Source organism: Pseudomonas sp. RIT-To-2, from assembly GCF_029623465.1.
Lineage (GTDB): Bacteria > Pseudomonadota > Gammaproteobacteria > Pseudomonadales > Pseudomonadaceae > Aquipseudomonas > Aquipseudomonas silvicola.
In genome coordinates, this window is the sequence record NZ_JAPYKM010000022.1 from 1 (window position 1) to 23,746 (window position 23,746).

General features: G+C 62.9%; 25 protein-coding genes. 4 read left to right on the forward strand and 21 right to left on the reverse strand.

Annotated features, from left to right (window positions below; genetic code table 11):
* The 3 genes from xseA to leuA form a co-directional block, all read left to right on the forward strand.
* Window positions 1-887, forward strand: an 887-nt coding sequence (xseA, locus tag QBK88_RS19120; RefSeq protein ID WP_277963267.1) for an exodeoxyribonuclease VII large subunit, incomplete at its 5' end; no start/stop codon positions are given.
* A 3-nt stretch (window positions 888-890) separates the two neighbouring features.
* A complete protein-coding gene (locus tag QBK88_RS19125) occupies window positions 891-1,715 on the forward strand; it encodes a peptidoglycan DD-metalloendopeptidase family protein (protein ID WP_277963268.1) in 825 nt (274 codons plus the stop codon).
* Window positions 1,716-2,061: 346 nt separating this feature from the next.
* Entirely contained in the window at window positions 2,062-3,732 is a 1,671-nt protein-coding gene (gene leuA, locus QBK88_RS19130) for a 2-isopropylmalate synthase (protein ID WP_277963269.1), read from the forward strand.
* A 137-nt stretch (window positions 3,733-3,869) separates the two neighbouring features.
* On the opposite strand, the gene QBK88_RS19135 is transcribed toward leuA, so the two are convergent.
* From QBK88_RS19135 to trmJ, 21 genes are all read right to left on the reverse strand, one after another.
* The gene (locus QBK88_RS19135) at window positions 3,870-4,661 is read right to left on the reverse strand and encodes an amidohydrolase (RefSeq protein ID WP_277963270.1); all 792 of its coding nucleotides are present in this window, start codon (window positions 4,659-4,661) and stop codon (window positions 3,870-3,872) included.
* Entirely contained in the window at window positions 4,649-5,797 is a 1,149-nt protein-coding gene (locus QBK88_RS19140; protein WP_277963271.1) for a pyridoxal phosphate-dependent aminotransferase, read from the reverse strand. Before QBK88_RS19140 ends, QBK88_RS19135 begins: the two co-directional genes overlap by 13 nt.
* Before the next feature lie 113 nt (window positions 5,798-5,910).
* Window positions 5,911-7,374: a ribosome biogenesis GTPase Der gene (gene der / locus QBK88_RS19145; protein ID WP_176569994.1), complete on the reverse strand. Its 1,464-nt coding sequence runs from the start codon at window positions 7,372-7,374 to the stop codon at window positions 5,911-5,913.
* Window positions 7,375-7,516: 142 nt separating this feature from the next.
* Entirely contained in the window at window positions 7,517-8,668 is a 1,152-nt protein-coding gene (gene bamB, locus QBK88_RS19150; protein WP_277963272.1) for an outer membrane protein assembly factor BamB, read from the reverse strand.
* The gene (locus tag QBK88_RS19155; protein ID WP_158157845.1) at window positions 8,661-9,302 is read right to left on the reverse strand and encodes a YfgM family protein; all 642 of its coding nucleotides are present in this window, start codon (window positions 9,300-9,302) and stop codon (window positions 8,661-8,663) included. The genes bamB and QBK88_RS19155 overlap by 8 nt, the downstream gene beginning before the upstream one ends.
* A gap of 40 nt (window positions 9,303-9,342) precedes the next feature.
* Window positions 9,343-10,632, reverse strand: coding sequence for a histidine--tRNA ligase (gene hisS / locus QBK88_RS19160; RefSeq protein ID WP_158157844.1), 1,290 nt, complete (start codon window positions 10,630-10,632; stop codon window positions 9,343-9,345).
* A 23-nt stretch (window positions 10,633-10,655) separates the two neighbouring features.
* Window positions 10,656-11,765 (reverse strand): flavodoxin-dependent (E)-4-hydroxy-3-methylbut-2-enyl-diphosphate synthase, encoded by a 1,110-nt coding sequence (gene ispG / locus QBK88_RS19165; RefSeq protein ID WP_158157843.1) that lies wholly within the window; start codon window positions 11,763-11,765, stop codon window positions 10,656-10,658.
* A 3-nt stretch (window positions 11,766-11,768) separates the two neighbouring features.
* A complete protein-coding gene (locus tag QBK88_RS19170; RefSeq protein WP_277963273.1) occupies window positions 11,769-12,770 on the reverse strand; it encodes a helix-turn-helix domain-containing protein in 1,002 nt (333 codons plus the stop codon).
* Window positions 12,770-13,528: a type IV pilus biogenesis/stability protein PilW gene (gene pilW, locus QBK88_RS19175; RefSeq protein WP_277963274.1), complete on the reverse strand. Its 759-nt coding sequence runs from the start codon at window positions 13,526-13,528 to the stop codon at window positions 12,770-12,772. The genes QBK88_RS19170 and pilW overlap by 1 nt, the downstream gene beginning before the upstream one ends.
* Before the next feature lie 12 nt (window positions 13,529-13,540).
* Window positions 13,541-14,689 carry a 23S rRNA (adenine(2503)-C(2))-methyltransferase RlmN gene (gene rlmN / locus QBK88_RS19180; RefSeq protein WP_158157840.1) on the reverse strand — a complete coding sequence of 383 codons (1,149 nt, stop codon included), beginning with the start codon at window positions 14,687-14,689 and terminating at the stop codon, window positions 13,541-13,543.
* Window positions 14,690-14,717: 28 nt separating this feature from the next.
* Window positions 14,718-15,143 carry a nucleoside-diphosphate kinase gene (gene ndk, locus QBK88_RS19185; RefSeq protein ID WP_043186559.1) on the reverse strand — a complete coding sequence of 142 codons (426 nt, stop codon included), beginning with the start codon at window positions 15,141-15,143 and terminating at the stop codon, window positions 14,718-14,720.
* Window positions 15,144-15,234: 91 nt separating this feature from the next.
* Window positions 15,235-15,435 carry a Fe-S cluster assembly protein IscX gene (gene iscX / locus QBK88_RS19190; RefSeq protein ID WP_158157839.1) on the reverse strand — a complete coding sequence of 67 codons (201 nt, stop codon included), beginning with the start codon at window positions 15,433-15,435 and terminating at the stop codon, window positions 15,235-15,237.
* 13 nt (window positions 15,436-15,448) lie between these two features.
* The gene (gene fdx, locus QBK88_RS19195; protein WP_277963275.1) at window positions 15,449-15,790 is read right to left on the reverse strand and encodes an ISC system 2Fe-2S type ferredoxin; all 342 of its coding nucleotides are present in this window, start codon (window positions 15,788-15,790) and stop codon (window positions 15,449-15,451) included.
* 2 nt (window positions 15,791-15,792) lie between these two features.
* Entirely contained in the window at window positions 15,793-17,655 is a 1,863-nt protein-coding gene (gene hscA, locus QBK88_RS19200; RefSeq protein ID WP_268145162.1) for a Fe-S protein assembly chaperone HscA, read from the reverse strand.
* A 41-nt stretch (window positions 17,656-17,696) separates the two neighbouring features.
* Window positions 17,697-18,218, reverse strand: a complete 522-nt coding sequence (gene hscB, locus QBK88_RS19205) for a co-chaperone HscB (protein ID WP_268145165.1) — start codon at window positions 18,216-18,218, stop codon at window positions 17,697-17,699.
* Between the two features lie 8 nt (window positions 18,219-18,226).
* The gene (gene iscA / locus QBK88_RS19210) at window positions 18,227-18,550 is read right to left on the reverse strand and encodes an iron-sulfur cluster assembly protein IscA (protein WP_268145168.1); all 324 of its coding nucleotides are present in this window, start codon (window positions 18,548-18,550) and stop codon (window positions 18,227-18,229) included.
* 31 nt (window positions 18,551-18,581) lie between these two features.
* On the reverse strand, window positions 18,582-18,968 hold the full coding sequence (gene iscU / locus QBK88_RS19215; protein ID WP_158157834.1) for a Fe-S cluster assembly scaffold IscU: 387 nt from the start codon (window positions 18,966-18,968) through the stop codon (window positions 18,582-18,584).
* Window positions 18,969-19,071: 103 nt separating this feature from the next.
* Window positions 19,072-20,286, reverse strand: coding sequence for an IscS subfamily cysteine desulfurase (locus QBK88_RS19220; protein WP_277963276.1), 1,215 nt, complete (start codon window positions 20,284-20,286; stop codon window positions 19,072-19,074).
* A 40-nt stretch (window positions 20,287-20,326) separates the two neighbouring features.
* Window positions 20,327-20,821, reverse strand: a complete 495-nt coding sequence (gene iscR, locus QBK88_RS19225) for a Fe-S cluster assembly transcriptional regulator IscR (RefSeq protein WP_158157832.1) — start codon at window positions 20,819-20,821, stop codon at window positions 20,327-20,329.
* Window positions 20,822-21,064: 243 nt separating this feature from the next.
* Window positions 21,065-21,850: a serine O-acetyltransferase gene (gene cysE / locus QBK88_RS19230; RefSeq protein ID WP_277963277.1), complete on the reverse strand. Its 786-nt coding sequence runs from the start codon at window positions 21,848-21,850 to the stop codon at window positions 21,065-21,067.
* Between the two features lie 3 nt (window positions 21,851-21,853).
* Complete coding sequence (trmJ, locus tag QBK88_RS19235) at window positions 21,854-22,624, reverse strand: tRNA (cytosine(32)/uridine(32)-2'-O)-methyltransferase TrmJ (protein ID WP_268145174.1); 771 nt, start codon at window positions 22,622-22,624, stop codon at window positions 21,854-21,856.
* Between the two features lie 144 nt (window positions 22,625-22,768).
* Here trmJ and suhB point away from each other — a divergent pair, with 144 nt between their 5' ends.
* Window positions 22,769-23,584: a type III secretion system regulator SuhB gene (gene suhB, locus QBK88_RS19240; protein ID WP_158154444.1), complete on the forward strand. Its 816-nt coding sequence runs from the start codon at window positions 22,769-22,771 to the stop codon at window positions 23,582-23,584.
* Window positions 23,585-23,746 lie beyond the last annotated feature (162 nt).

Sequence of the window (23,746 nt, forward strand, 5' to 3'; positions counted from 1 at the left end):
TGTTCCGCCGCCGCGCGCCGCACGTCGAGCTGACCCTGATCCCTACCGCCGTGCAGGGCCGCGAGGCCATCAACCAGATCGTGCGGGGCATTCGCCTGGCCGATGCCGGCGGTTTCGACGCTATCATCCTGGCCCGTGGTGGTGGCTCGCTGGAAGACCTGTGGTGCTTCAACGAAGAGGCCGTGGCCCGGGCCATCGCCGCCTGCGTGACGCCGATCGTCAGCGCCGTGGGCCATGAAACCGACGTGTCCATCAGTGACTTCGTCGCCGATGTGCGCGCCCCTACCCCCTCGGCCGCCGCCGAGCTGCTGGCGCCTGACAGCAGCGACCTGCAACGGCGCCTGGAAAGCCTGCAACGCCGCCTGCTGATGCGCATGCAAAACCGCCTGGCCCACGACCGCCTGCGCCTGGACGGCCTGACCAAACGCCTGCGCCACCCCGGCGAACGGCTGCGCCAGCAGGCCCAGCGCCTGGACGACCTGGACATGCGCCTGCGGCGCGCCTTCGAACAGCGCCTGAGCCTGCGCAAACATCGCCTCGCCCAGCTGGAAACCCGCCTGGCTGGCCAGCACCCGGGGCGCACGCTGGCCCTGCTGCGCCAGCGCATCGACAGCCTGGCCGAGCGCCTGCCCCGCGCCATTCGCGAAGGCCTCAAGGCCCGTCGTGTGCAGTTGCAGAACCAGATGCAGACCCTGCACATCGTCAGCCCACTGGCCACCTTGAGCCGTGGCTACAGCATCCTGCTGGACGAACGCGGCAACGCCATCCGCAGTGCCGGGCAGACCCGCACCGGCCAGCGCCTGACCGCCAGGCTGGGCGAAGGCGAACTGCAGGTACGTGTCGAAGACAACCACCTGACCCCGGTCACCCTGTCGCTACTGGATTGAGCCATGCCCCGCTTGCTGCCCGCGTTGCTTTTGCTGTGCCTGGCGTTCAATGCCCAGGCTGACAGCTACATCACCCGCCTGCTGAACAAGCCCGTGCCGGGCGGCGTGGCCGTGATCGACCTGGGCACCGCGGCGCAGGCGCCCAAGGCGTTCTTCGACGGCAAGCCGGTGCTGGTGGTGCGCGAGCAACAGAACTGGCGCGCCATCGTCGGCCTGCCACTGACGCAGAAACCGGGCGCCGCCCGCATCACCACGGGCGACCAGCGCAGCCTGGGTTTCGTGGTAGGCAGCAAGCACTACCCCGAGCAGCACATCACCTTGAAGAACAACCGGCAGGTCAACCCCAACCCGGCGGACCTGAAGCGCTTCGAAGTCGAGTTGGCCGAACAGTTGAAGGCCTACCGCAGCTTCAGCCCTGGCACGCCCAGCAACCTGTTGCTGGACAAGCCAGTGAATGGACCGCTGTCGAGCCGCTTTGGCGTGCGCCGCTTCTTCAACGGTGAAGAACGCAACCCTCATGCCGGACTGGACTTCGCCGTGCCGGCGGGCACGCCGATCAAGACCCCGGCGGCGGGCAAGGTCATTCTCATCGGCAACTACTTCTTCAACGGCAACACGGTCTTCGTCGACCATGGCCAGGGCTTCATCAGCATGTTCTGCCATATGTCGAAGGTTGACGTGAAGGTCGGCCAGGACCTGGCGCGTGGCGCCGTGGTCGGGCGCGTGGGCATGACCGGCCGGGCGACGGGGCCGCACATGCACTGGAACGTCAGCCTCAACGACGCCCGGGTGGACCCGGCCATCTTCATCGGCGCGTTCCAGCCCTGACTTGCCGGTTACGCGCTACAGCCCGGACGGTCACCTCCACGAGATTGCGCGAGCACAATCGCGCGAACAATCTTTACTCAAAATACGCAAATCAAGAAGCAGAAATAACCACATAATCGCCATAGCAGATAACTTATCTCAATTTTTTTCAGATGCTTGCCATCCCCTGCCGCAATGGTTAAGTTTGAAGCATGAAAACTCTCCACACCCTCATGCTCCTTCGTCAACACCGCTGCCTAAGCCTGGTCAGTGCACGACTGCCAAGCTGAATCGCGTCGCCTCGCCCTTTTCTCTCGTTTTCATTCGGCAGGCCCTTTTCAAGGCCGCATAACAAGGATTGCTTACCATGACCATGCTCAAAGACCCGTCGTCCAAATACCGCGCCTTCGCTCAGGTGAACCTGCCTGACCGCACCTGGCCGAACCAGACGATCACAGCCGCGCCTATCTGGTGCAGCTCGGACCTGCGTGACGGCAACCAGTCGCTGATCGAGCCGATGGACTCGGCCAAGAAGCTGCGCTTCTGGAAGACCCTGGTCAGCGTGGGCGTGAAAGAGATCGAGGCCTCGTTCCCCTCGGCGTCGCAGACCGACTTCGACTTCGTTCGCACCCTCATCGAAGACAACCACATCCCGGAAGACACCACCATTCAGGTGCTGACCCAGGCCCGTGAAGACCTGATCGCGCGTACCTTCGAATCGCTCAAGGGCGCCAAGAAGGCCATCGTGCACCTGTACAACGCCACTTCGCCGTCCTTCCGCAAGATCGTCTTCAACCAGGACAAGCAGGGCGTGAAGGACATCGCGGTCAACGCCGCCAAGCTGTTCGTCAAATACGCTGCCCAGCAGCCGGAAACCCAGTGGACTTTCCAGTACTCGCCGGAAACCTTCAGCGCCACTGAACTGGAGTTCGCCAAGGAAGTGTGCGACGCGGTGATCGAGGTGTGGAACCCGACGCCCGAGCACAAGATCATCCTCAACCTGCCGGCCACCGTGGAAGTCAGCACGCCGAACATCTACGCCGACCAGATCGAGTGGTTTGGCCGCCATGTGTCGCGCCGTGACAGCGTGATCATCAGCCTGCACACCCACAACGACCGTGGCACCGGCGTGGCCGCCACCGAGCTGGGCCTGATGGCCGGCGCCGACCGCGTCGAAGGCTGCCTGTTCGGCAACGGCGAGCGTACCGGCAACGTCGACCTGGTGACCCTGGCCCTGAACCTCTACACCCAGGGCGTGAACCCCGAGCTGGACTTCTCGGACATCGACGGCGTGCGCAAAGTGGTCGAAGAGTGCAACCAGATCCCGGTTCACCCACGCCACCCGTACGTGGGCGACCTGGTTCACACCGCGTTCTCCGGCTCGCACCAGGACGCCATCCGCAAGGGCTTCACCCAGCAGAAAGAAGACACCCTGTGGGAAGTGCCGTACCTGCCGATCGACCCGGCCGATATCGGCCGCAGCTACGAGGCGGTGATCCGCGTCAACAGCCAGTCGGGCAAGGGTGGCATTACCTACCTGCTGGAACAGGAATACGGCATCAGCCTGCCGCGCCGCATGCAGATCGAGTTCAGCCAGGTGGTGCAGGGTGAGACCGACCGCCTGGGCCTGGAAATGACCGCCCAGCAGATCTACAGCCTGCTGCACAAGGAATACCTGCAAGCCAACACACCGTACGCGCTGGTCAGCCACCGCCTGCAGGAAGAGAACGGCAGCAGCAAGGTCGACGTGGAAGTGCACAGCGACGGCGAGACCGTGCACTGGCGCGGCAAGGGCAACGGCGCCCTGGAAGCCCTGGCTTCGGCAATGCCGGTGGCCGTGGAGATCATGGACTACAACGAGCACGCCATTGGCGCGGGTACCCACGCCAAAGCTGCGGCCTACATCGAGTTGCGCGTGGCCGGTGGCCGGGCGGTGCACGGTGTGGGTGTGGACGAGAACATCACCACTGCCAGCTTCAAGGCGCTGTTCAGCGCGCTGAACCGCTCGTTGAGCCAGCAGGAAGCCAAGGCTGCCTGAGCCTTCGCCCTGCCCTGAGAAAACCGGCCCACGTGGCCGGTTTTTTTGTCGCTGCTCATTGGCCGCCTGCGCCCGTGCGGCGCATCAGGGATGATGCGGCGCCGGGACGCGGCCCGGTCCGCTGCTATGTGAGCGCGTCAGTGCAGGTCGAAGGTATCGGCATCCAGGTGTGCAGGGAAGCGGGTGCGGTAGGCGGCCAGTTCGCTGGCGCTGAGGGCCACGTGGAACACGCCGTCGGCCTCCCCCGCGCTCAGCAGGCTCTCGCCCTGGAAGTCCAGCACCTGGCTGTCACCGGTGTAGGCGAAGCCCTTGCCGTCGGTGCCGACACGGTTCACCGCCGCCACGTAGCACAGGTTCTCGATAGCTCGCGCCGGTAGCAAGCGGTTCCAGTGCAGCCGGCGCGCCCCTGGCCAGTTGGCGGTGTACAGCAGCAGGTCGGTGTCCTGGGCATCACGGCTCCACACCGGGAAACGCAGGTCGTAGCAAATCAGCGGCCGTATGCGCCAGCCCTTGACCTCGAACTGCACCTGGCGCCCGCCTGGGGTGTAATGCTTGTGCTCGCCAGCCATGCGGAACAGGTGGCGCTTGTCATAGTGCAGCAAGGTACCGTCGGGCCGTGCCCACAGCAGGCGGTTGCGATGGCTGCCGTCGGCAGCCTGGATGATCACCGAGCCGGTGACCACCGCGTTCAGGCGCGCCGCCTGGCCCAGCAGCCATTTGCTGGCAGGGCCGTTTTCCGGTTCACACAGGCTGGCCGATTCCATGGAAAAGCCGGTGGTGAACATCTCGGGCAGTATCACCAGGTCGGCACCCCGAGCCTGTTCCAGCAGGGTATCGAAGTGCTCGAAATTGGCCGTGCGGTCATGCCAGGCCAGGGTGGTCTGCACCAGGGCGATGTTCAGGTTGTCCAGTTCACTCAGATCGCGCATAACTTTATCGCCGCTTCCCGCAGCGTCTCCTCGCGTTTGGCGAAGCACAGGCGTACCAACCGTTGTTCGGGAATCGGTGCCTGGTAGAACACCGAAACCGGAATGGTCGCCACGCCGTGTTCGCGGGTCATCCATAGCGCCATGTCGACGTCGTTCAGGTCAGGGCGAATCTGCGAGTAGTCCACCAACTGAAAGTAGGTGCCTGCCGCCCGGCTGAAGCTGAAACGCGAAGGCTCCAGCAGGTCGCAGAACAGATCGCGCTTGGCCTGGTAGAACGCCGGCAGTTCTTCCACATGCTCGGGGCAGGCGGCCATGAAGTCGGCCAGTGCCCATTGCAGCGGGGTGACACCACAGAAATTCACATACTGATGGACCTTGCGCAGCTCGGCACTCAGGGCCGGCGGCGCGATCACATAACCGGTCTTCCAACCGGTGACATGGTAGGTCTTGCCAAACGAGCTGACCACGAAAGCCTTGGAATAGAGCGCTTCGTGCGCCAGCACGCTGGCGTGTATGACCCCATCGTAGACCAGGTGTTCATAGACTTCATCACTGATCAGGTAGATATCGCGACCTTCGATCAGCTGTGCCAGCTGGTCCAGGTCGGCGCGGCTGATGAGTGCGCCGCTGGGGTTGTGCGGGCTGTTGAGGATAATCATCCGCGTACGCGGGCTGAGGGCGTCCGCCAGCTTCTGCCAGTCGATGGTAAACGTCCGGGGATCGAGCTGCACATGCACGCAGCGGCCGCCAGCCAACTCCACGGAGGGCTCGTAGCTGTCGTAGCACGGGTCGAAGACGATCACTTCGTCACCGGCGCGGATCACGGCGTGCACGGCGCAGAAGATGGCCTCAGTGGCACCTGGGGTAATGGTGACCTCGGTATCGGCGTCGACGATGGCGCCGTACTGGCGGGCGACCTTGGCGGCCACCTGTTCGCGCAGGGCCGGCAGGCCGGTCATGGGCGCGTACTGGTTGTGCCCCGCCTGAATGTGGCGCACCACGGCATCACGCAGGCCTTGGGGGCCGTCGTAGTCGGGGAAGCCTTGGGACAGGTTGAGCGCGCCGGTCTGGGTGGCGAGCTGGGACATGGTGGTGAAGATGGTCGTGCCGACATTCGGCAGTTTGCTGGTGATCATCGGGCCTGACCCTGACAGCTGGGGGAGCTCAGCAGGATAGCCCAGGGTGTTGCGCAGATACCAGTGTGGAACCGAGCTTCGCCCGGTCCCACACTGGTATTGCGAAACCGGAGTCAGCGCTTGTCGCGGCGCTTTTTCTCGGCTTTCTTGTGGTGCGACATCAAGCGGCGCTTCTTGTTGACCTGGCGGTCGGTGAGCGTGTTCTTGTTGCCTTCGTACGGGTTGTCGCTACCTTTGAACTCGATGCGGATCGGTGTACCGACCAGCTTGAGTACACGGCGGTAGGTGTTTTCCAGGTAGCGAACGTAGGAGTTCGGCACCTTTTCCACCTGGTTGCCGTGGATCACGATCAGCGGCGGGTTGGCACCCCCCAGGTGGGCATAGCGCAGCTTGATGCGGCGGCTGTTGACCATCGGCGGCTGGTGCTCTTGCACCGCGTCTTCGAGGATCTGGGTCAGGCGGCTGGTCGGCCAGCGAGTGATCGCCGACTTGAACGAGGCCTGCACCGAACCGTACAGGTTGCCCACGCCGGTGCCGTGCAGCGCCGAAATGAAGTGGATGTCGGCGAAGTCGACGAAGAACAACCGGCGTTCCAGCTCGGTCTTCACGTAGTCGCGCTCGCTCGGCTGCATGCCGTCCCACTTGTTCAGGGCGATGACGATGGCACGGCCCGACTCAAGGGCGAAGCCCAGCAGGTTCAGGTCATGGTCCACCACGCCTTCGCGGGCGTCCATGACGAAGATCACGACGTTGGCATCCTTGATGGCCTGCAGCGTCTTGACCACCGAGAACTTCTCGACTTCTTCATGGATCTTGCCGCGCTTGCGCACACCGGCAGTGTCGATGAAGGTGTACTTCTCGCCGTTGCGCTCGAACGGGATGTAGATACTGTCGCGGGTGGTGCCAGGCTGGTCGTAGACGATGACCCGCTCTTCACCGAGCATGCGGTTGACCAGGGTCGACTTGCCCACGTTCGGGCGGCCGATGATGGCGATCTTGATGCCATCCTTCTCGCTCGGGCCAGGGATGCGCACCTGCTCTTCGCCTTCGGCGACACCTTCAGCCAGGTCTTCCTCTTCAATATCACGCGGGAATTCGCCCAGGGCGGCTTCCAGCAAGGTATTGACGCCACGACCCTGTGCACCGGCGACGCCAATGGCGTGGCCCATGCCCAGCGGGGCGAACTCGGCGCGGGCCATTTCCGGATCGATGTTGTCGATCTTGTTGGCCACCAGGATCGAGCGCTTGTTGCGCTTGCGCAAGTGCTCGGCAATCATCTGGTCGGCGGCGGTGAAACCGGCGCGGGCATCGACCAGGAACAGCACGACATCGGCTTCTTCGATGGCCAGCAGCGACTGCTCGGCCATTTTTTCGTCCATGCCGTGTTCGTCACCGGAAATACCACCGGTGTCGATCAGGATGTAGGAACGCCCTTGCCAGCGCGCCTCTCCGTATTGGCGATCACGGGTAAGACCAGACAGGTCGCCAACGATGGCGTCGCGGCTTTTGGTCAGGCGGTTGAACATGGTGGACTTGCCGACGTTCGGTCGGCCCACCAGGGCGATTACGGGAACCATTAGGCTCTCCACTGCGTTATTTCAGAAAATACAAAGGCCGCTGCAGGCAGCGGCCGGAGTTCGTGACGGCATGCACGCATGCCGTTGGCCCCACTCGGGCGGGGCCGCTGGAGGCCACATGACCTCCAGCATAGTCAAAGCCTTACTTGATGGTCAGCGCTTCGAGCTTGCCGCTGTTGCCGAACACGTAAATCATGTTGCCGGCGACTAGCGGACGGGCACGCAGGCCGTCACCGTCGATTTTCTCGCGGCCAACGAAGCGGCCATCGACCTGGCTGAGCAGGTGCAGGTAACCTTCGAAGTCACCCACGGCCACGTAGCTGGAGAACACTTCCGGTGCCGACAGCTGGCGGCGGGCCAGTTTGTCATTGCTCCACAGCGCGGTGGTGGTGCGCTCATCCACGCCTTCGACGGTGCCGTTGGCCTGGGCCACGTACACGCTGCCGAAGCCCTGGGCCACGCCGGCGTAGCTGGAGGCATCACGCTGCCACAGCACACGGCCGCTTTCCAGGTCCAGGCCCGCCATGCGGCCCTGGTAGCTGGAGACGTACAGGGTACCACCGGACAGCAGCAGGCCGCCGTCGATGTCGACCACACGCTCAAGCTCGGAACGGCCTTGCGGCACGGCCACGCGCTGCTCCCATACCGGCACACCGTTGCTGATGTCCACGGCCACGACCTTGCCGGTCGACAGGCCAGCGATGGCCAGGTGGTTGGTGACCAGCGGGGCACCGGTGCCACGCAGGGTCAGTACCGCCGGGGTGCTGTCGTAGATCCAGCGCTGGGTGCCGGTGGCGGCGTCCAGGCCAACCAGGCGGTCATCCTGGGTTTGCACGACCACGACGTCACCGTTGTTGGCCGGCGGTGCCAGCACTTCGCTGTTGACCTTGGCGCGCCACTTCACTTCACCGTTGGTGGCGTCCAGGGCGATCACGTCACCGCTGATGGTACCCAGCATCACCAAGCCATAGCCGACACCCACCGCGCCGGAAACCGACGTGTTGAGGTCTTTCTTCCAGATCACGTCGCCGTTCAGACGGTTGAGGTCCATGACCACACCGGTGACATCGGCGGCGAAGATGCTGTCGTTCTCGATCGCTGGAACCAGCATGTTGTAAGTCTCGCCCTGGCCGTCACCGACCGAGCGGCTCCATTCCTTGTGCAACACAACTTCTTCCTTGAAGCTGGTCAACTCGGCAGGAGGCAATTCCTTTTTGCTGTTACTGCTGCAACCCGCGGCCAGAATGGCCAGCGTCAGCAATGCTGCATGTTTCCAACGGATCACGTCACGCATCTTTTTTCGCCAGGTCGTCGAGTTTGATTTGCAAGCCACCTACCGCTGCCTCGTCGGACAGGGCTGCCTTGGCTTTCTGATAGGCCGCGTAAGCGTCATCGGTACGGCCCAGCTGCACCAGCAGGTCACCCTTGAGCTCTTCGCGGCTGGCCAGGAATGCCTTGTCGGCATCGCCTTCCAGCAGTTTCAGCGCGTCATCGGCCTTGTTCTGCGCGGCCAGTACCTGCGCCAGGCGCTGACGGGCGATTTCACCCAGCATGGCGTCCTTGGGCTTGTCGACCACGGCCTTGAGCTCGGTGGCGGCGTCGTCCAGCTTGCCGTTGTCCACGGCCACCTTGGCCACGAACAGGCTGCCATACTGGGCGTATTCGCTGTTGCCGTACTCGGTCTTGAGCTTGTTGGCCAGGTCAGCGACCTGCGCGGTGTCCGGCTTGCCGGTCGGGTTCAGCGCGGTTTCCAGCAATTGCTGGTACAGGCTGGACGCGCCTTGCGACTGGTTGGCCTGGTATTTGTGCCAGGCCTGCCAGCCGAACACCACGACCAGGGCCAGCAGGACGCCGGTGACCAGAGGCTTGCCGTTACGCTGCCAAAAGTCCTTCAACTCGGCGAGTTGTTCATCTTCGGTACTCGACACCCCAATACTCCTATTTCGCAAATTCGGCCTGAAGCCTGCCTCAACCCTGCACGACGCAAGTCGCCAGATGCTCACCCAGAGCATCCCAGGCAATGTTTTGTTGTTCGCCCTGGCCACGCAGGGGTTTGAAACCTACCACTTGTTGCGCCAGTTCGTCGTCCCCCAGGATCAAGGCGTAGAGCGCGCCGCTCTTGTCCGCCTTCTTGAACTGGCTCTTGAAGCTGCCGGCGCCGGCGTTGACCTGAATGCGCAGCTGCGGCAATGCATCGCGCAGGCGCTCGGTCAGGGCCAGGCCCGCCAGTTCCGCCTGCTCGCCAAAGGCGCACAGGTAGACATCGACGGTACGGGCGATGGACTCGGGTACCTGCTCCAGGGTTTCGAGCAGCAGGATCAGACGTTCGATGCCCATGGCGAAACCCACGCCCGGGGTTGGCTTGCCACCCATCTGCTCGACCAGGCCGTCGTAGCGGCCACCGGCGCACACGGTGCCCTGGGCGCCGAGCTTGTCGGTGACCCACTCGAACACGGTCTTGCTGTAGTAGTCCAGGCCACGCACCAGCTTGGGGTTGATCACGTAGGGAATGCCGGCGGCGTCCAGGCGGGCCTTGAGGCCCTCGAAGTGCACGCGCGACTCTTCATCCAGGTAATCGGCCAGCTTCGGCGCGTTCACCAGCACTGCCTGGGTCTCAGGGTGCTTGGTGTCCAGCACGCGCAGCGGGTTGGTCTTCAGGCGGCGCTGGCTGTCTTCGTCGATCTGGTCCAGGTGCTCGGTCAGGAACGCCACCAGCGCTTCGCGGTAGCGGCCGCGGGCTTCGCTGGTGCCCAGGCTGTTGAGCTCCAGTTTCACCGCGTCACGAATACCCAGGGCACCCCACAGGCGCCAGGTCAGCACGATCAGTTCGGCGTCGATGTCCGGGCCGTCGAGGTTGAACACCTCGCAGCCGATCTGGTGGAACTGGCGATAGCGGCCTTTCTGCGGGCGCTCGTGACGGAACATCGGGCCCACGTACCACAGCTTCTGTACCTGGCCACCGCCGGTGATGCCATGCTCCAGCACGGCACGCACGCAGGCAGCGGTGCCTTCGGGGCGCAGGGTCAGCGAGTCGCCGTTGCGGTCCTCGAAGGTGTACATCTCTTTCTCGACGATGTCGGTGACTTCGCCGATGGAGCGCTTGAACAGGTCGGTGAACTCGACGATCGGCATGCGGATCTGCCGGTAGCCGTAGGTGTCCAGCAGCCCTGCCACGGTGCCTTCGAAATAGCGCCACAGGGGCGTCTGCTCGGGCAGGATGTCGTTCATGCCACGGATGGCTTGCAGCGTCTTACTCACGAGTAATCCTTAGTATTCTTCTGTCAGCCGCGGGCGATCAGCGCCGCGTCGGCTTCGACCTTCTCGGCCGCCTTCTGGCGAATCAGCTTCTCGAGCTCTTGCACCAGGTTGTCGTTGGTCAGCTTCTGCGCCGGCTTGCCGTCGATGTAGATCAGGTTCGGCGTGCCACCGGTAAGGCCCACATGGGCTTCCTTGGCTTCGCCAGGGCCGTTGACCACGCAACCGATCACCGCCACGTCCAGCGGCACCAGCAGGTCTTCCAGGCGCCCTTCCAGTTCGTTCATGGTCTTGACCACATCGAAGTTCTGCCGCGAGCAGCTCGGGCAGGCGATGAAGTTGATGCCACGCGAACGCAGGCGCAGGGACTTGAGGATGTCGTAACCGACCTTCACCTCTTCCACCGGGTCGGCCGCCAGCGAGATACGGATGGTGTCGCCGATGCCATCGGCCAGCAGCATACCTAGGCCCACCGCGGATTTCACCGTGCCGGAGCGCAAACCACCGGCTTCGGTGATGCCCAGGTGCAGCGGCTGCACGATCTGGGTGGCCAGCAGGCGGTAGGCGGCGACGGCCATGAACACGTCGGAGGCCTTCACGCTGACCTTGAAGTCGGGGAAGTTCAGGCGGTCCAGGTGCTCCACGTGGCGCAGCGCCGATTCCACCAGGGCTTCGGGGGTTGGCTCGCCGTATTTCTTCTGCAGGTCCTTTTCCAGGGAGCCGGCGTTGACGCCGATACGGATCGGGATGCCACGGTCGCGGGCAGCATCCACCACGGCGCGCACACGGTCTTCACGGCCGATGTTGCCCGGGTTGATGCGCAGGCAGTCAACGCCCAGCTCGGCCACGCGCAAGGCGATGCGGTAGTCGAAATGGATGTCGGCCACCAGCGGCACGTTGGTCTGCAACTTGATCTTGCCGAAGGCTTCGGCAGCGTCCATGTCCGGCACCGAGACGCGCACGATGTCAGCGCCGGCTTCTTCCAGGCGCTTGATCTGCGCAACGGTGGCGGCCACGTCGTTGGTGTCGGTGTTGGTCATGCTCTGCACCGCGATGGGCGCATCACCACCCACGGGCACATTGCCAACCCAGATTTTACGGGATTCGCGACGCTTGATCGGGGATTCGCCGTGCATGATCTATTGTCCCACTTTCATGCGAGCAGTCTCGCCAGAGGTGAAAGGTGCAACATCAACAGGCTGGCCGTTGTAGGTGACCTGGGCGCCGCGAGCGTAGCCCAGGCGCACCGCGAACGGCGGCTTGCCATTGAGTTCGAGGGTGTCGCCCTTGCGCTTGAGGGCGCTGAGCAGCACTTTGCCGTTGCCATCGGTGACCTGGGTCCAGCAATCCGCGCTGAATTGCACGTGCAACTGGCCTTCGCCAGCGGCCGGTGGCGCCACCGGGGTGGCAGCCGGCGCGGCCACAGGGGCAGCGGGCTGGTGCACGGCAGCGACCGGCGCGGTTGGCGCCGCCTGGGCCGGGGCCGGGGCGGTGACCACGGGTGCCGGTGCCACGGTAGGCGCGGCCGGCTGAACCGCGGCTGTCGCCGGGGCGGCCGGCGACGCGGTAGTGGCCTCGGTGGCCGGTTCGGTGGCCGCCGGCGCTTTCTGCGCGTCGGTCACGGCCTGGTCTTCAGGCTCGTCGATGGGGTGGATCTGGGTGGTGCCGTCGGCGCTTTCGACTTCGACGTGCTCCATGGCCAGGCCCGCCTGGTCCTTGCCATGCTGGCCGTTCTGGTCCTGCCACCAGAAGAAACCACCGCCGACCACCGCCACCAGCAACAGCAGGCTCACGCCACGCAGAATGTTGTGGGACAGGCGGACGGGCTCTTCGATGCGGCCAAGGGCATGCACTTCATGGCCTTGGGCATGGCTGCCGGTTGCCTGGTCGAAAGCTTGCACCAGGGGCGCCTGGTCCATGCCCAGCAGTTTGGCGTAGGCGCGGATATAACCACGGGCGAAGGTATGCCCGGGCAGCTTGTCGAAGGCGCCCGCTTCCAGGTTGCCCAACGACGTGGCCGTCAGGTTCAGTTTCACCGCCACGTCAGCCAGCGACCAGCCTTTGCTTTCGCGGGCCTGGCGCAGGGTCTCACCAGGGTTGACGCGAGTCGCTGCTACAACTTCGGGATGCGCCGCTTTCATCATTGCTCCGACAGGTATTGCTGATATTCCGGCGTACCGGGATAGAGTCTTCTGAGTTGCAGGCCGAAACTGGCGGCCTTGTTCTTGTCCTGGAAGATGCGCGCCAGGCGCGTGCCGAGCAGCAGGCTGCGGGCACTCTGTTCACTCATCTTGCTGAAGCGCTCGTAGTAATCGCGCGCCGGCACATATTGCCTGTTTTCGTAAGACAGTTGCGCCATTTCGAACGTGGCCTTGGGCTGGTCCGGGTTCAGGCGCAGCGACTTGTCGAACAGTTGCATGGCCTGGGGCTTGTTGCCCATGGCCAGCGCCGTGAGGCCCATGTTCTCGAAGACACGCGAGCGCTCAGGATACAGGGAATCGTCGGCCGCTTTCTCAAAGGTTTCGTAAGCGTCCTGATAACGTTTCTGCTCGTACAGGAAACCGCCGTAGTTATTGAGGATACGCGCATCGCCGGGGCGGCTGGACAGGGCCTTCCTGAAATACTGCTCGGCCAGCCTGGGCTCCATCTCGGCCTGGAACACCAGGCCCAGGGCAGCGTTGGCGTCGGCATCGGAACTGTCCAGGTCCAGCGCCTGCTTGAGAGGCACCTTGGCCCGTTCGGCCTGCCCCGTCTGCAGGTAGCCTATGCCCAGCTGCACATAGGCCTTGCGCGCCTCTTCGCGTCCCTTGCTGGTGTCCATGGGGTTGACTTTACCCGTGGTGACGCAGCCAACCAGCAGGTTGAAGAACAATAGCAACAGCGCGGCGCGCACGGTCATGGAGATCCTCTCTCAGGGCCGGTTTTCGGCGTTGAGCGGCATATCGGCATCGGCGGCCAACTGGCGCACGGCGATATAGCGTTCGCTACGGCGGGTACGGTCCATTACCTGCCCTACCAATTGGCCACAGGCGGCGTCGATGTCTTCGCCACGGGTGGTGCGCACGGTCACGTTGAAGCCCGCCTGGTGCAGGTGGTCCTGGAAACGGCGGATGGCGTTGTTGCTCGGCCGCTCGTAACCGGAATGCGGGAACGGGTTGAACGGGATCAGGTTGACCTTGCAGGGTACGTTCTTGAGCAGCTCGACCATTTCCACCGCGTGCTCGAGCTTGTCGTTGACGTCCTTGAGCAGGGTGTACTCGATGGTCAGCACGCGCTTCTCGCCCAGTTGGGACATGTAGCGCTGGCACGACTCGAGCAGCATCTTGAGCGGGTACTTCTTGTTGATCGGCACCAGCTGGTTGCGCAGCGCGTCGTTGGGCGCGTGCAGCGACAGCGCCAGGGACACGTCGATGTGATCGGCGAGCACGTCGATCATCGGGACCACGCCCGAAGTGGACAGGGTGACCCGGCGTTTGGAGATGCCATAGCCCAGGTCATCCATCATCAGCCGCATGGCGGCGATGACGTTGTCGAAGTTCAGCAATGGCTCGCCCATGCCCATCATCACCACGTTGGTGATGGCGCGGTCGATGGTAGCCGGGACACTGCCGAAGGATTTGTTGGCAATCCACACCTGGCCGATGACTTCGGCGGCGGTGAGGTTGCTGTTGAAGCCTTGCTTGCCGGTGGAGCAGAAACTGCAGTCCAGGGCACAGCCTGCCTGGGACGAAACGCACAAGGTGCCGCGCTTGCCCTGGGGAATGTAGACGGTCTCGACGCAGCTGCCGGATTCCACGCGCACCACCCACTTGCGGGTGCCGTCGCTGGAGATGTCCTCGCTGACCACTTCCGGACCACGAATTTCGGCACAGGCCTTGAGCTTCTCGCGCAAGGCCTTGCCGACGTTCGTCATGGCGTCGAAATCATCGACGCCAAAATGGTGAATCCACTTCATGACCTGACCGGCACGAAAGCGCTTCTCCCCGATCGAGTCGAAGAACTGTTCCATCTCTGGTTGGGTCAAGCCCAAGAGGTTTGTCTTGCCAGTCATTGCAGTCATGGTTTCACCTTCACTCATCAGCCGTGGCTTAGCGAGTGGTTACTTCGGTAGTTGCGAAGAAGTATGCGATTTCGCGGGCAGCGGCGGCTTCGGAGTCCGAACCGTGGACAGCGTTGGCGTCGATGGATTCAGCGAAGTCAGCACGGATGGTGCCGGCAGCCGCTTCTTTAGGGTTGGTGGCACCCATCAGCTCGCGGTTCAGAGCGATGGCGTTTTCGCCTTCCAGAACCTGAACGACAACCGGGCCGGAAGTCATGAAGGCAACCAGTTCACCGAAGAAGCCACGAGCGCTGTGCTCAGCGTAGAAGCCTTCAGCTTCGGCCTTGGACAGTTGCTTCAGTTTCGAGGCAACGACGCGCAGACCGGCTTTCTCGAAACGAGTGGTGATCTCGCCGATTACGTTCTTGGCAACGGCGTCAGGCTTGATGATGGAGAAAGTACGTTGAACAGCCATGGTGAAACTCCAGAAAACAGTGATTGTTGCGAAAAATTAAACCCGCGAATTATACGCGGGTTCTGGGGTAATGCCTAACCTGCAAAGATGATCAGTCTATTTCGTCGGCCCAGAGGGTCTGGACCGCTTCCAGCACCTTCTCGCCCACGCGGCCGGAGGTACTGTCAAAACCAGGCAATTCCTTGATCCATTGCTGCAGTTCGACGAAGTTAACCGAGTATGGGTTCACACCCGGCTTGGCTTCGGCCAGCTCTTCTGCAATACGCTGTACATCATTCCAACCGTAAGTCATGACAGCTTTCCGATCAGTGCGGCGCTTCGGCGGCATGGTTGAGCGAGTATTTCGGGATCTCGACCGTCAGGTCTTCCTCACCGATGATGGTCTGGCACGACAGGCGCGACTGGCGCTCCAGGCCCCAGGCCTTGCCCAGGTAATCTTCTTCCAGCTCATCGGCTTCTTCCAGCGAATCGAACCCTTCGCGGATGATGCAGTGACAAGTGGTACAGGCACACACGCCGCCACAGGCGCTTTCGATCTCGATGTGGTTGTCGTGGGCGACTTCCAGCAAGGTCTTGCCGGGCTCAGCCTCGACGACCATGCCGTCCGGGCAGTGTTCTGCGTGGGGCAGAAAGATGATCTGCGGCATCGTTATTCCTCAATCTCGTTCAGGTTGCGCCCGGCCAACGCGGCTTTCACCGTCGAGTCGAGGCGGCGGGCCGCGAAGGCGTCGGTGACCTGCGACAGACGCTTGGTCTGCTGCTCGATGGCCGCGCCGTCGGTACCGCTCATCAGTTCACGCAATTCGGTCAATTGCAGCTCGATCACCATGCGCTCTTCGGCATCCAGCAGGCGGTCGCCGTCGGCTTCGATGGCCGCCTGCACGGCTTCGATCAGGCGCTCGGCGTCGACCTGGTGCTCGCGCAACTGGCGCGCCACCTTGTCGTCGCCGGCGTACTGGAACGAGTCCTTGAGCATGCGCGCGATTTCACCGTCGGTCAGGCCGTAGGACGGCTTGACCTGAATGCTGGCTTCCACGCCCGAACCCAGCTCGCGCGCCGAAACGCTGAGCAGGCCGTCGGCGTCCACCTGGAAGGTGACGCGAATTTTCGCCGCACCGGCGACCATGGCCGGAATGCCACGCAATTCGAAGCGCGCCAGCGAGCGGCAGTCACTGATCAATTCACGCTCGCCTTGCAGCACATGAATCATCATGGCCGACTGGCCGTCTTTATAAGTGGTGAAGTCCTGGGCACGGGCGACGGGGATGGTGGTATTGCGCGGAATCACCTTCTCCATCAGCCCACCCATGGTTTCCAGGCCCAGGGACAACGGAATCACGTCCAGCAGCAACAGCTCGCCACCGTCACGCTTGTTGCCCGCCAGGGTATCGGCCTGGATGGCAGCGCCGATGGCCACTACCTGGTCCGGGTCGATGGACGTCAACGGCTCGCGACCGAACAGTTCGCCCACGGCCTCGCGCACGCGCGGCACGCGGGTAGAACCGCCGACCATGACCACGGCACCCACTTCTTCCAGCTCCACGCCGGAATCACGCACGGCGCGGCGGCAGGCTTTCAGGCTGCGAGCCACCATGGGCTCGATCAGCGCATTGAAGGCATCGCGGCTCAGGCTGCCTTTCCAGTCGCCGTACACCAGCTCGACAGTGTCGGCATCGGTCAGGGCTTCCTTGGCATCGCAGGCCACTTGCAGCAGTTGACGCTGAGCACCGGGAGCCAGGTCAGAGGAAATACCGGCCTGCTCCACCACCCAATTAGCGATGGCGTGGTCGAAGTCGTCGCCACCCAGGGCGCTGTCGCCACCGGTAGCCAGCACTTCAAAGACGCCGCCAGTCAGGCGCAGGATGGAAATGTCGAAGGTACCGCCACCCAGGTCATAGATGGCCACCAGCCCTTCGGCATGCTGGTCCAGCCCGTAGGCAACCGCGGCCGCGGTAGGTTCGTTGAGCAGGCGCAGCACATTCAGGCCCGCCAGCTTGGCGGCGTCCTTGGTGGCTTGGCGCTGGGCGTCATCGAAATAGGCCGGCACGGTGATCACCGCGCCCACCAGCTCACCGCCCAGGGCAGCCTCGGCGCGCACGCGCAGCACCTTGAGGATGTCGGCCGACACTTCAACCGGGCTCTTGGCGCCCTGCACGGTCTCGATGAACGGCATGTGCGACTCGCCGCCGACGAAGCGGTAAGGCAGTTGCTCGCCCAGTTGCTTGACGTCGGCAAGGCCGCGGCCCATCAGGCGCTTGACCGAAACGATGGTGTTGAACGGGTCGGTAGCGGCGGCAGCCTTGGCGGCGGCACCCACTTCGACGCGGTCGGCGTGGTAGCGAACGGCGGACGGCAGGATAACCTGACCCTGTTCGTCGGCCAGTGGCTCGGACAGACCACTGCGCAAGGCAGCGACCAGCGAATTGGTGGTGCCAAGGTCAATACCCACGGCCAGACGACGCTGGTGTGGCTGAGGACTCTGGCCGGGTTCGGCGATCTGCAGTAGGGCCATGCTTATCTGAATATCAGGCGTGCAGCCGTAGCGACACTGGGTTAATCGTCGAGGCGCTCTTCCAGCTGGCGCACTTCGTAGGAGAGCTTGTCGAGAAACTGCATGCGCCGCATCAGGCGTTCGGCCTGTTCGCGTTGCGCTGCATCATCCCAACAGCTGGCGAAGCTTTCGTTCAGTTGTTCCTGGGCAACCTTCACCCGCCGCTTGAACTGCGCCACACCGTCAAGGTCGGCGCTGTCCTGCAGGTCTTCGAGCTCTTCGCGCAATTGCATCTGCTGCATCAGGAACTCAGGGTCGTGGACCGTGGCTTCCTGAGGCACTTCGTGGCCACTGATGGCCAGCAGGTAGCGCGCACGCTTGGGCGCGTTCTTGAGGGTCTGGTAGGCCTCGTTGAGGCCCGCGGACTGCTCAAGCGCCAGGCGCTGTTCGCGCTCGGAGCCGTCGGCAAAGCGATCGGGATGCACGGCGCGCGCCAATTCACGGTAGCGCGCGGCCAACTGCTCGAGGTCCAGGCGGAAGCTCGGCTGCAGGTCAAACAAGGCAAAATGACAAGGAGTACCCACGGATAGCCTCAAACGTTGAAGCTTTCGCCGCAGCCACATTCACCGCGCACGTTGGGGTTGTTGAACTTGAAGCCTTCGTTCAACCCTTCCTTGACAAAGTCCAGCTCGGTGCCGTCCAGGTACGCCAGGCTCTTGGGGTCGATGATCACTTTCTCGCCGTGGCTTTCGAACACCTGATCGTCTTCGCCCAGCGAATCAACGAACTCCAGCACATAGGCCAGGCCCGAGCAGCCGGTGGTGCGGACACCCAGGCGGATACCTTCGCCTTTGCCACGACCGTTCAGGGAACGGCGAATATGGCTGGCGGCGGCTTCTGTCATGCTGATAGCCATCGTGACTCCTTACATCGTGCGATGCGTGCTGTTAGAGCAAACCTTTCTTCTGCTTGTAGTCGCGAACAGCAGCCTTGATGGCGTCTTCGGCGAGTACGGAGCAGTGAATTTTCACCGGCGGCAGAGCCAGCTCTTCAGCCAGCTGGGTGTTGCTGATGGTGACAGCCTCATCCAGCGACTTGCCCTTCATCCACTCGGTGGCCAGGGAGCTGGAAGCAATGGCGGAGCCACAGCCGTAGGTCTTGAACTTGGCATCTTCGATGATGCCTTGCTCGTTGACCTTGATCTGCAGGCGCATCACGTCGCCGCAGGCTGGAGCGCCAACCATGCCGGTGCCCACGTCCGGGTCTTCGGCATTCATCTTGCCGACGTTACGTGGGTTTTCGTAGTGGTCGATGACCTTTTCGCTGTAAGCCATGATTCTCAATCCTCACTCATCAGGGCCGCTCTGAAGACCCTGCAGATACGCCTGCGTTTATCGCCACGTCGCTACAGGATCCGGATGGTGGCGGCTTCTTTGTTTAGTGTGCCGCCCACTCGATCTTCGAGATGTCGACGCCGTCTTTGTACATGTCCCACAGCGGCGACAGTGCGCGCAGCTTGGTCACGGCCTCGCAGACTTTCTGCGCGGCGTAGTCGATTTCTTCTTCGGTGCTGAAACGGCCGAAGGTGAAGCGGATCGAGCTGTGTGCCAGCTCGTCGTTGCGGCCCAGGGCGCGCAGCACGTAGGACGGCTCCAGGGAGGCCGAGGTGCAGGCCGAACCGGACGAAACGGCCAGGTCCTTGAGCGCCATGATCAGCGACTCGCCTTCCACGTAGTTGAAGCTCAGGTTCAGGTTGTGCGGCACGCGGGCGATCAGGCTGCCGTTCACGTACAGCTCTTCCAGGTGCTCGACCTGCTTGAAGAAACGGTCGCTCAGGGCCTTGATGCGCACGTTCTCGCTGGCCATTTCCTGCTTGGCGATGGCAAACGCTTCACCCATGCCCACGATCTGGTGGGTAGCCAGGGTGCCCGAACGCATGCCGCGCTCGTGACCACCGCCGTGCATTGTGGCTTCCAGGCGAACGCGAGGCTTGCGGCTGACGTACAGCGCGCCGATACCTTTGGGGCCATAAGTCTTGTGGGCCGAGAACGACATCAGGTCGACCTTCAGCTTGCTCAGGTCGATCTCGACCTTGCCGGTGGACTGGGCGCCGTCGACGTGGAACATCACACCGCGCGAGCGGGTCAGCTCACCAATGGCGGCGATGTCGTTGACGGTGCCGATTTCGTTGTTCACGTGCATGATCGAGACCAGGATGGTGTCGTCACGCAGGGCGGCTTCGACCATGGCCGGGGTGATCAGGCCGTCGTCGCCTGGCTCGATGTAGGTGACCTCGAAGCCTTCACGCTCCAGCTGGCGCATGGTGTCCAGGACAGCCTTGTGCTCGATCTTGGAGGTGATCAGGTGCTTGCCCTTGGTGTGGTAGAAGTGCGCGACACCCTTGATGGCCAGGTTGTCGGACTCGGTGGCACCGCTGGTCCAGACGATTTCACGCGGGTCGGCGTTGACCAGGTCGGCCACTTGGCGACGGGCATTCTCGACCGCTTCCTCGGCTTTCCAGCCGAACACGTGGGAGCGGGAGGCCGGGTTGCCGAAGTTTCCGTCGTTGGTCAGGCATTCAATCATCTTTTGCGCCACACGCGGGTCGACCGGCGTGGTGGCGGAGTAATCGAGGTAAATCGGCAACTTCATTGAAATTCTCCTATCAGGCGGGCTAGCCATGGTCACTGCGTCACTCGACGAAGGACGTTTCGATCTTGTCCAGGCGCTGGCTCTTGGTGGTGTTGCAACGGCGCAGGTCCTGGCGCTGGGCGACCTCTTGCACTTCACGGCGAGTGACAAGGTCAGCCAGACTGATACCGCTCAAAAACTCATGGATCTGCTGGCTGAGGTCGCACCACAAATGGTGGGTGAGACAGGTGTCGCCAGCATGGCAATCGCCCAGTCCCTGGCAACGTGTTGCGTCGACCGATTCATTGACTGCATCGATAACCTGAGCCACCTGGATGCCGTCCATTTCACGGGACAGCTGATAGCCACCACCCGGCCCGCGAACACTGGACACCAGGTTGCTGCGGCGCAGCTTGGCGAACAGTTGCTCCAGGTACGACAGGGAGATGCCTTGGCGCTCGGAGATATCGGCCAATGAGACCGGCCCATGCTGCGCGTGCAACGCCAGGTCAAGCATGGCGGTCACGGCGTATCGGCCTTTAGTTGTCAGTCGCATGGCGAGTACCACGAAAAAAGGGAGTAGCGGATTGCTATGAAGTATGCAATTCCCGAGTGTTTAAGTCAACTATAAGACCTACCACTTTAGTCGGGATTAGCAGCAAAATGGGCGGCGTACTGTAGCACAGGTTTAAGCCATTGGGGATTTGTGGCGCCTGGTTCCCGCGCTTCGCCCGCCCCTGCAGGGAACCAAAAAACCCCGCAGAACCGGGCGAAGCTCGGGAATGGCACAACCCAACGCCTAGCGAGCGTCGACGACAGGCGCCTCGACTTCACCCTTCACGCATTCGAAGTCTTCGTCGCGCAATTCGGGCAGTTCCTTGGCGCAGTAGTCACTGCCCATGCGGGTCATGGCCCCGCACATGTCCTCCAGCCGCCCGTCAACGGCGTGCAGGTGGTCCAGCAACTGGCCGATGGCGCGGGCCACCGGGTCGGGCATGTCCTCGGTCACGCCATAGGCATCGAAACCGATCTTCTCGGCCATGGCCTTGCGTTTGGCGTCCACGGCGTCATCGCTCTTGACGATGATGCGCCCGGGAATACCCACCGCCGTGGCACCCGCCGGCACTGCCTTGGTGACCACGGCGTTGGAGCCGATCTTGGCCCCGGCACCGACGGTGAACGGCCCCAGCACCTTGGCGCCGGCCCCTACTACCACGCCATCTTCCAGCGTGGGATGGCGCTTGCCCTTGTTCCAACTGGTGCCACCCAGGGTAACGCCCTGGTAGAGGGTGACATCATTGCCGATCTCGGCGGTCTCGCCGATGACGATGCCCATGCCATGGTCAATGAAAAACCGCCGGCCAATCCTGGCCCCTGGGTGAATCTCGATGCCGGTCATCCAGCGCCCGAAGTTGGACACCATCCGGGCCAGCCACTTGAAGTCGGCCTTCCACAGCTTGTGGGCACCGCGGTGCAGCCAGATAGCGTGCATGCCGGGGTAGCTGGTCATTACCTCGAAGGCATTGCGCGCCGCAGGGTCCCGGTGGAACACGCTTTGGATGTCTTCGCGAAGACGTTCGAACATGGCTCAATCCTTCCGCTTATGCAGCTCGCCACGGGCCGCTTTCTGGGTTTCCGTGAGGATGCCGCGCAATATGTTCATTTCCGCCCGGTTGACCGAGCTGCGACCGTACAGGCGGCGTAACCGCGCCATCAAGTGCCGAGGGCTTTGCGGGTCGAGGAAGCCGATGTCCACCAGGCTCTGCTCCAGGTGGTCATAGAAACGCTCCATCTCATCGCTGGTCGCAAGCTCTGCGCTCTTGACCGACGCCACTTCGACCTTCTCGGTCTTCGACGCCTGCCCTTCGGCCGCCAGCCAGGCCATACGCACCTCGTAGGCCAGCACCTGCACCGCCGCACCCAGGTTCAGCGAACTGAAATCAGGGTTCGACGGGATATGCACATGGAAATGACATCGCTGCAGCTCTTCATTGGTGAGGCCCGCGTGTTCACGGCCGAATACCAATGCGATCTCGCCGCCCTGGGCGGCTTCCTCGATGCTCTTGGCACCGCATTCACGGGGGTCCAGCAGGGGCCAGGGGATGCGCCGGTCGCGGGCACTGGTGCCCAGCACCACGGTGGTGCCCACCAGGGCTTCTTCCAGGGTGGCCACCACCTGGGCATTGGCCAGCACATCATCGGCGCCAGAGGCACGGGCATTGGCCTCGTGGGAAGGGAAATCCAGCGGATCGACCAGCACCAGCCGCGACAGGCCCATGTTCTTCATGGCGCGCGCGGCCCCACCGATATTGCCGGGGTGGCTGGTATTGACCAGGACGACACGAATATTTTCCAGCAAGGCGAGCGCTCACAGACACGGGGAAAGAAAGGAAATCTTACCGAACAGATACCGCTAACGCTACGAAAGGTGATGAGCCTCTTCTTCGCGGGAAGTTTTCTGCTAGAATGTTCGGCTTTCTTTAACGACCTAGGTGAAACGTCCATGCAGCCCATGCTGAATATCGCGCTGCGCGCCGCCCGCAGCGCCAGTGAATTGATTTTCCGCTCCATCGAGCGCCTGGATACCATCAAGGTTGATGAGAAGGACGCCAAGGATTACGTCTCCGAAGTAGACCGCGCGGCCGAACAGAAAATCATCGACGCCCTGCGCAAGGCCTACCCTACCCACACCATCCGTGGTGAGGAAACCGGCCTGCACGCCGGCAGCGGCGAAGGCGCCGAATACGAGTGGATCATCGACCCACTGGACGGCACCACCAACTTCCTGCGCGGCATCCCGCACTTTGCCGTCAGCATTGCCTGCAAATACCGCGGCCGCCTGGAGCACGCCGTGGTCCTGGACCCGGTTCGCCAGGAAGAATTCACCGCCAGCCGTGGCCGTGGTGCCCAACTGAACGGCCGTCGCCTGCGCGTCAGCGGCCGCACCAGCCTGGACGGCGCCCTGCTGGGTACCGGCTTCCCGTTCCGCGACAACCAGATGGCCGACCTGGACAACTACCTGGGCATGTTCCGCAGCCTGGTAGGCCAGACCGCCGGCATCCGCCGCGCCGGTGCCGCCAGCCTGGACCTGGCCTACGTCGCCGCCGGCCGTTTCGACGCTTTCTGGGAGTCGGGCCTGAGCGAGTGGGACATGGCCGCGGGCGCGCTGCTGATTCAAGAAGCCGGCGGCCTGGTGAGCGACTTCACCGGCGGTCACGACTTCCTGGAAAAGGGCCACGTGGTAGCGGGCAACATCAAGTGCTTCAAGGCAGTACTGACGGCCATCCAGCCGCACCTGCCGGCTTCCGTAAAGCGCTAAGCTTTCGCCAGCCACAAAAAAAGCACCTTCGGGTGCTTTTTTTTTGCTTCCTCACGGATTGCCGGGGAAATGGGTGGCCCCTACAAACATCTGTAGTGAACAAACAAGGCGGACCAGGTGATCTGACAGACATGACTGGCCCGAAACAAATGTGGGACCGGC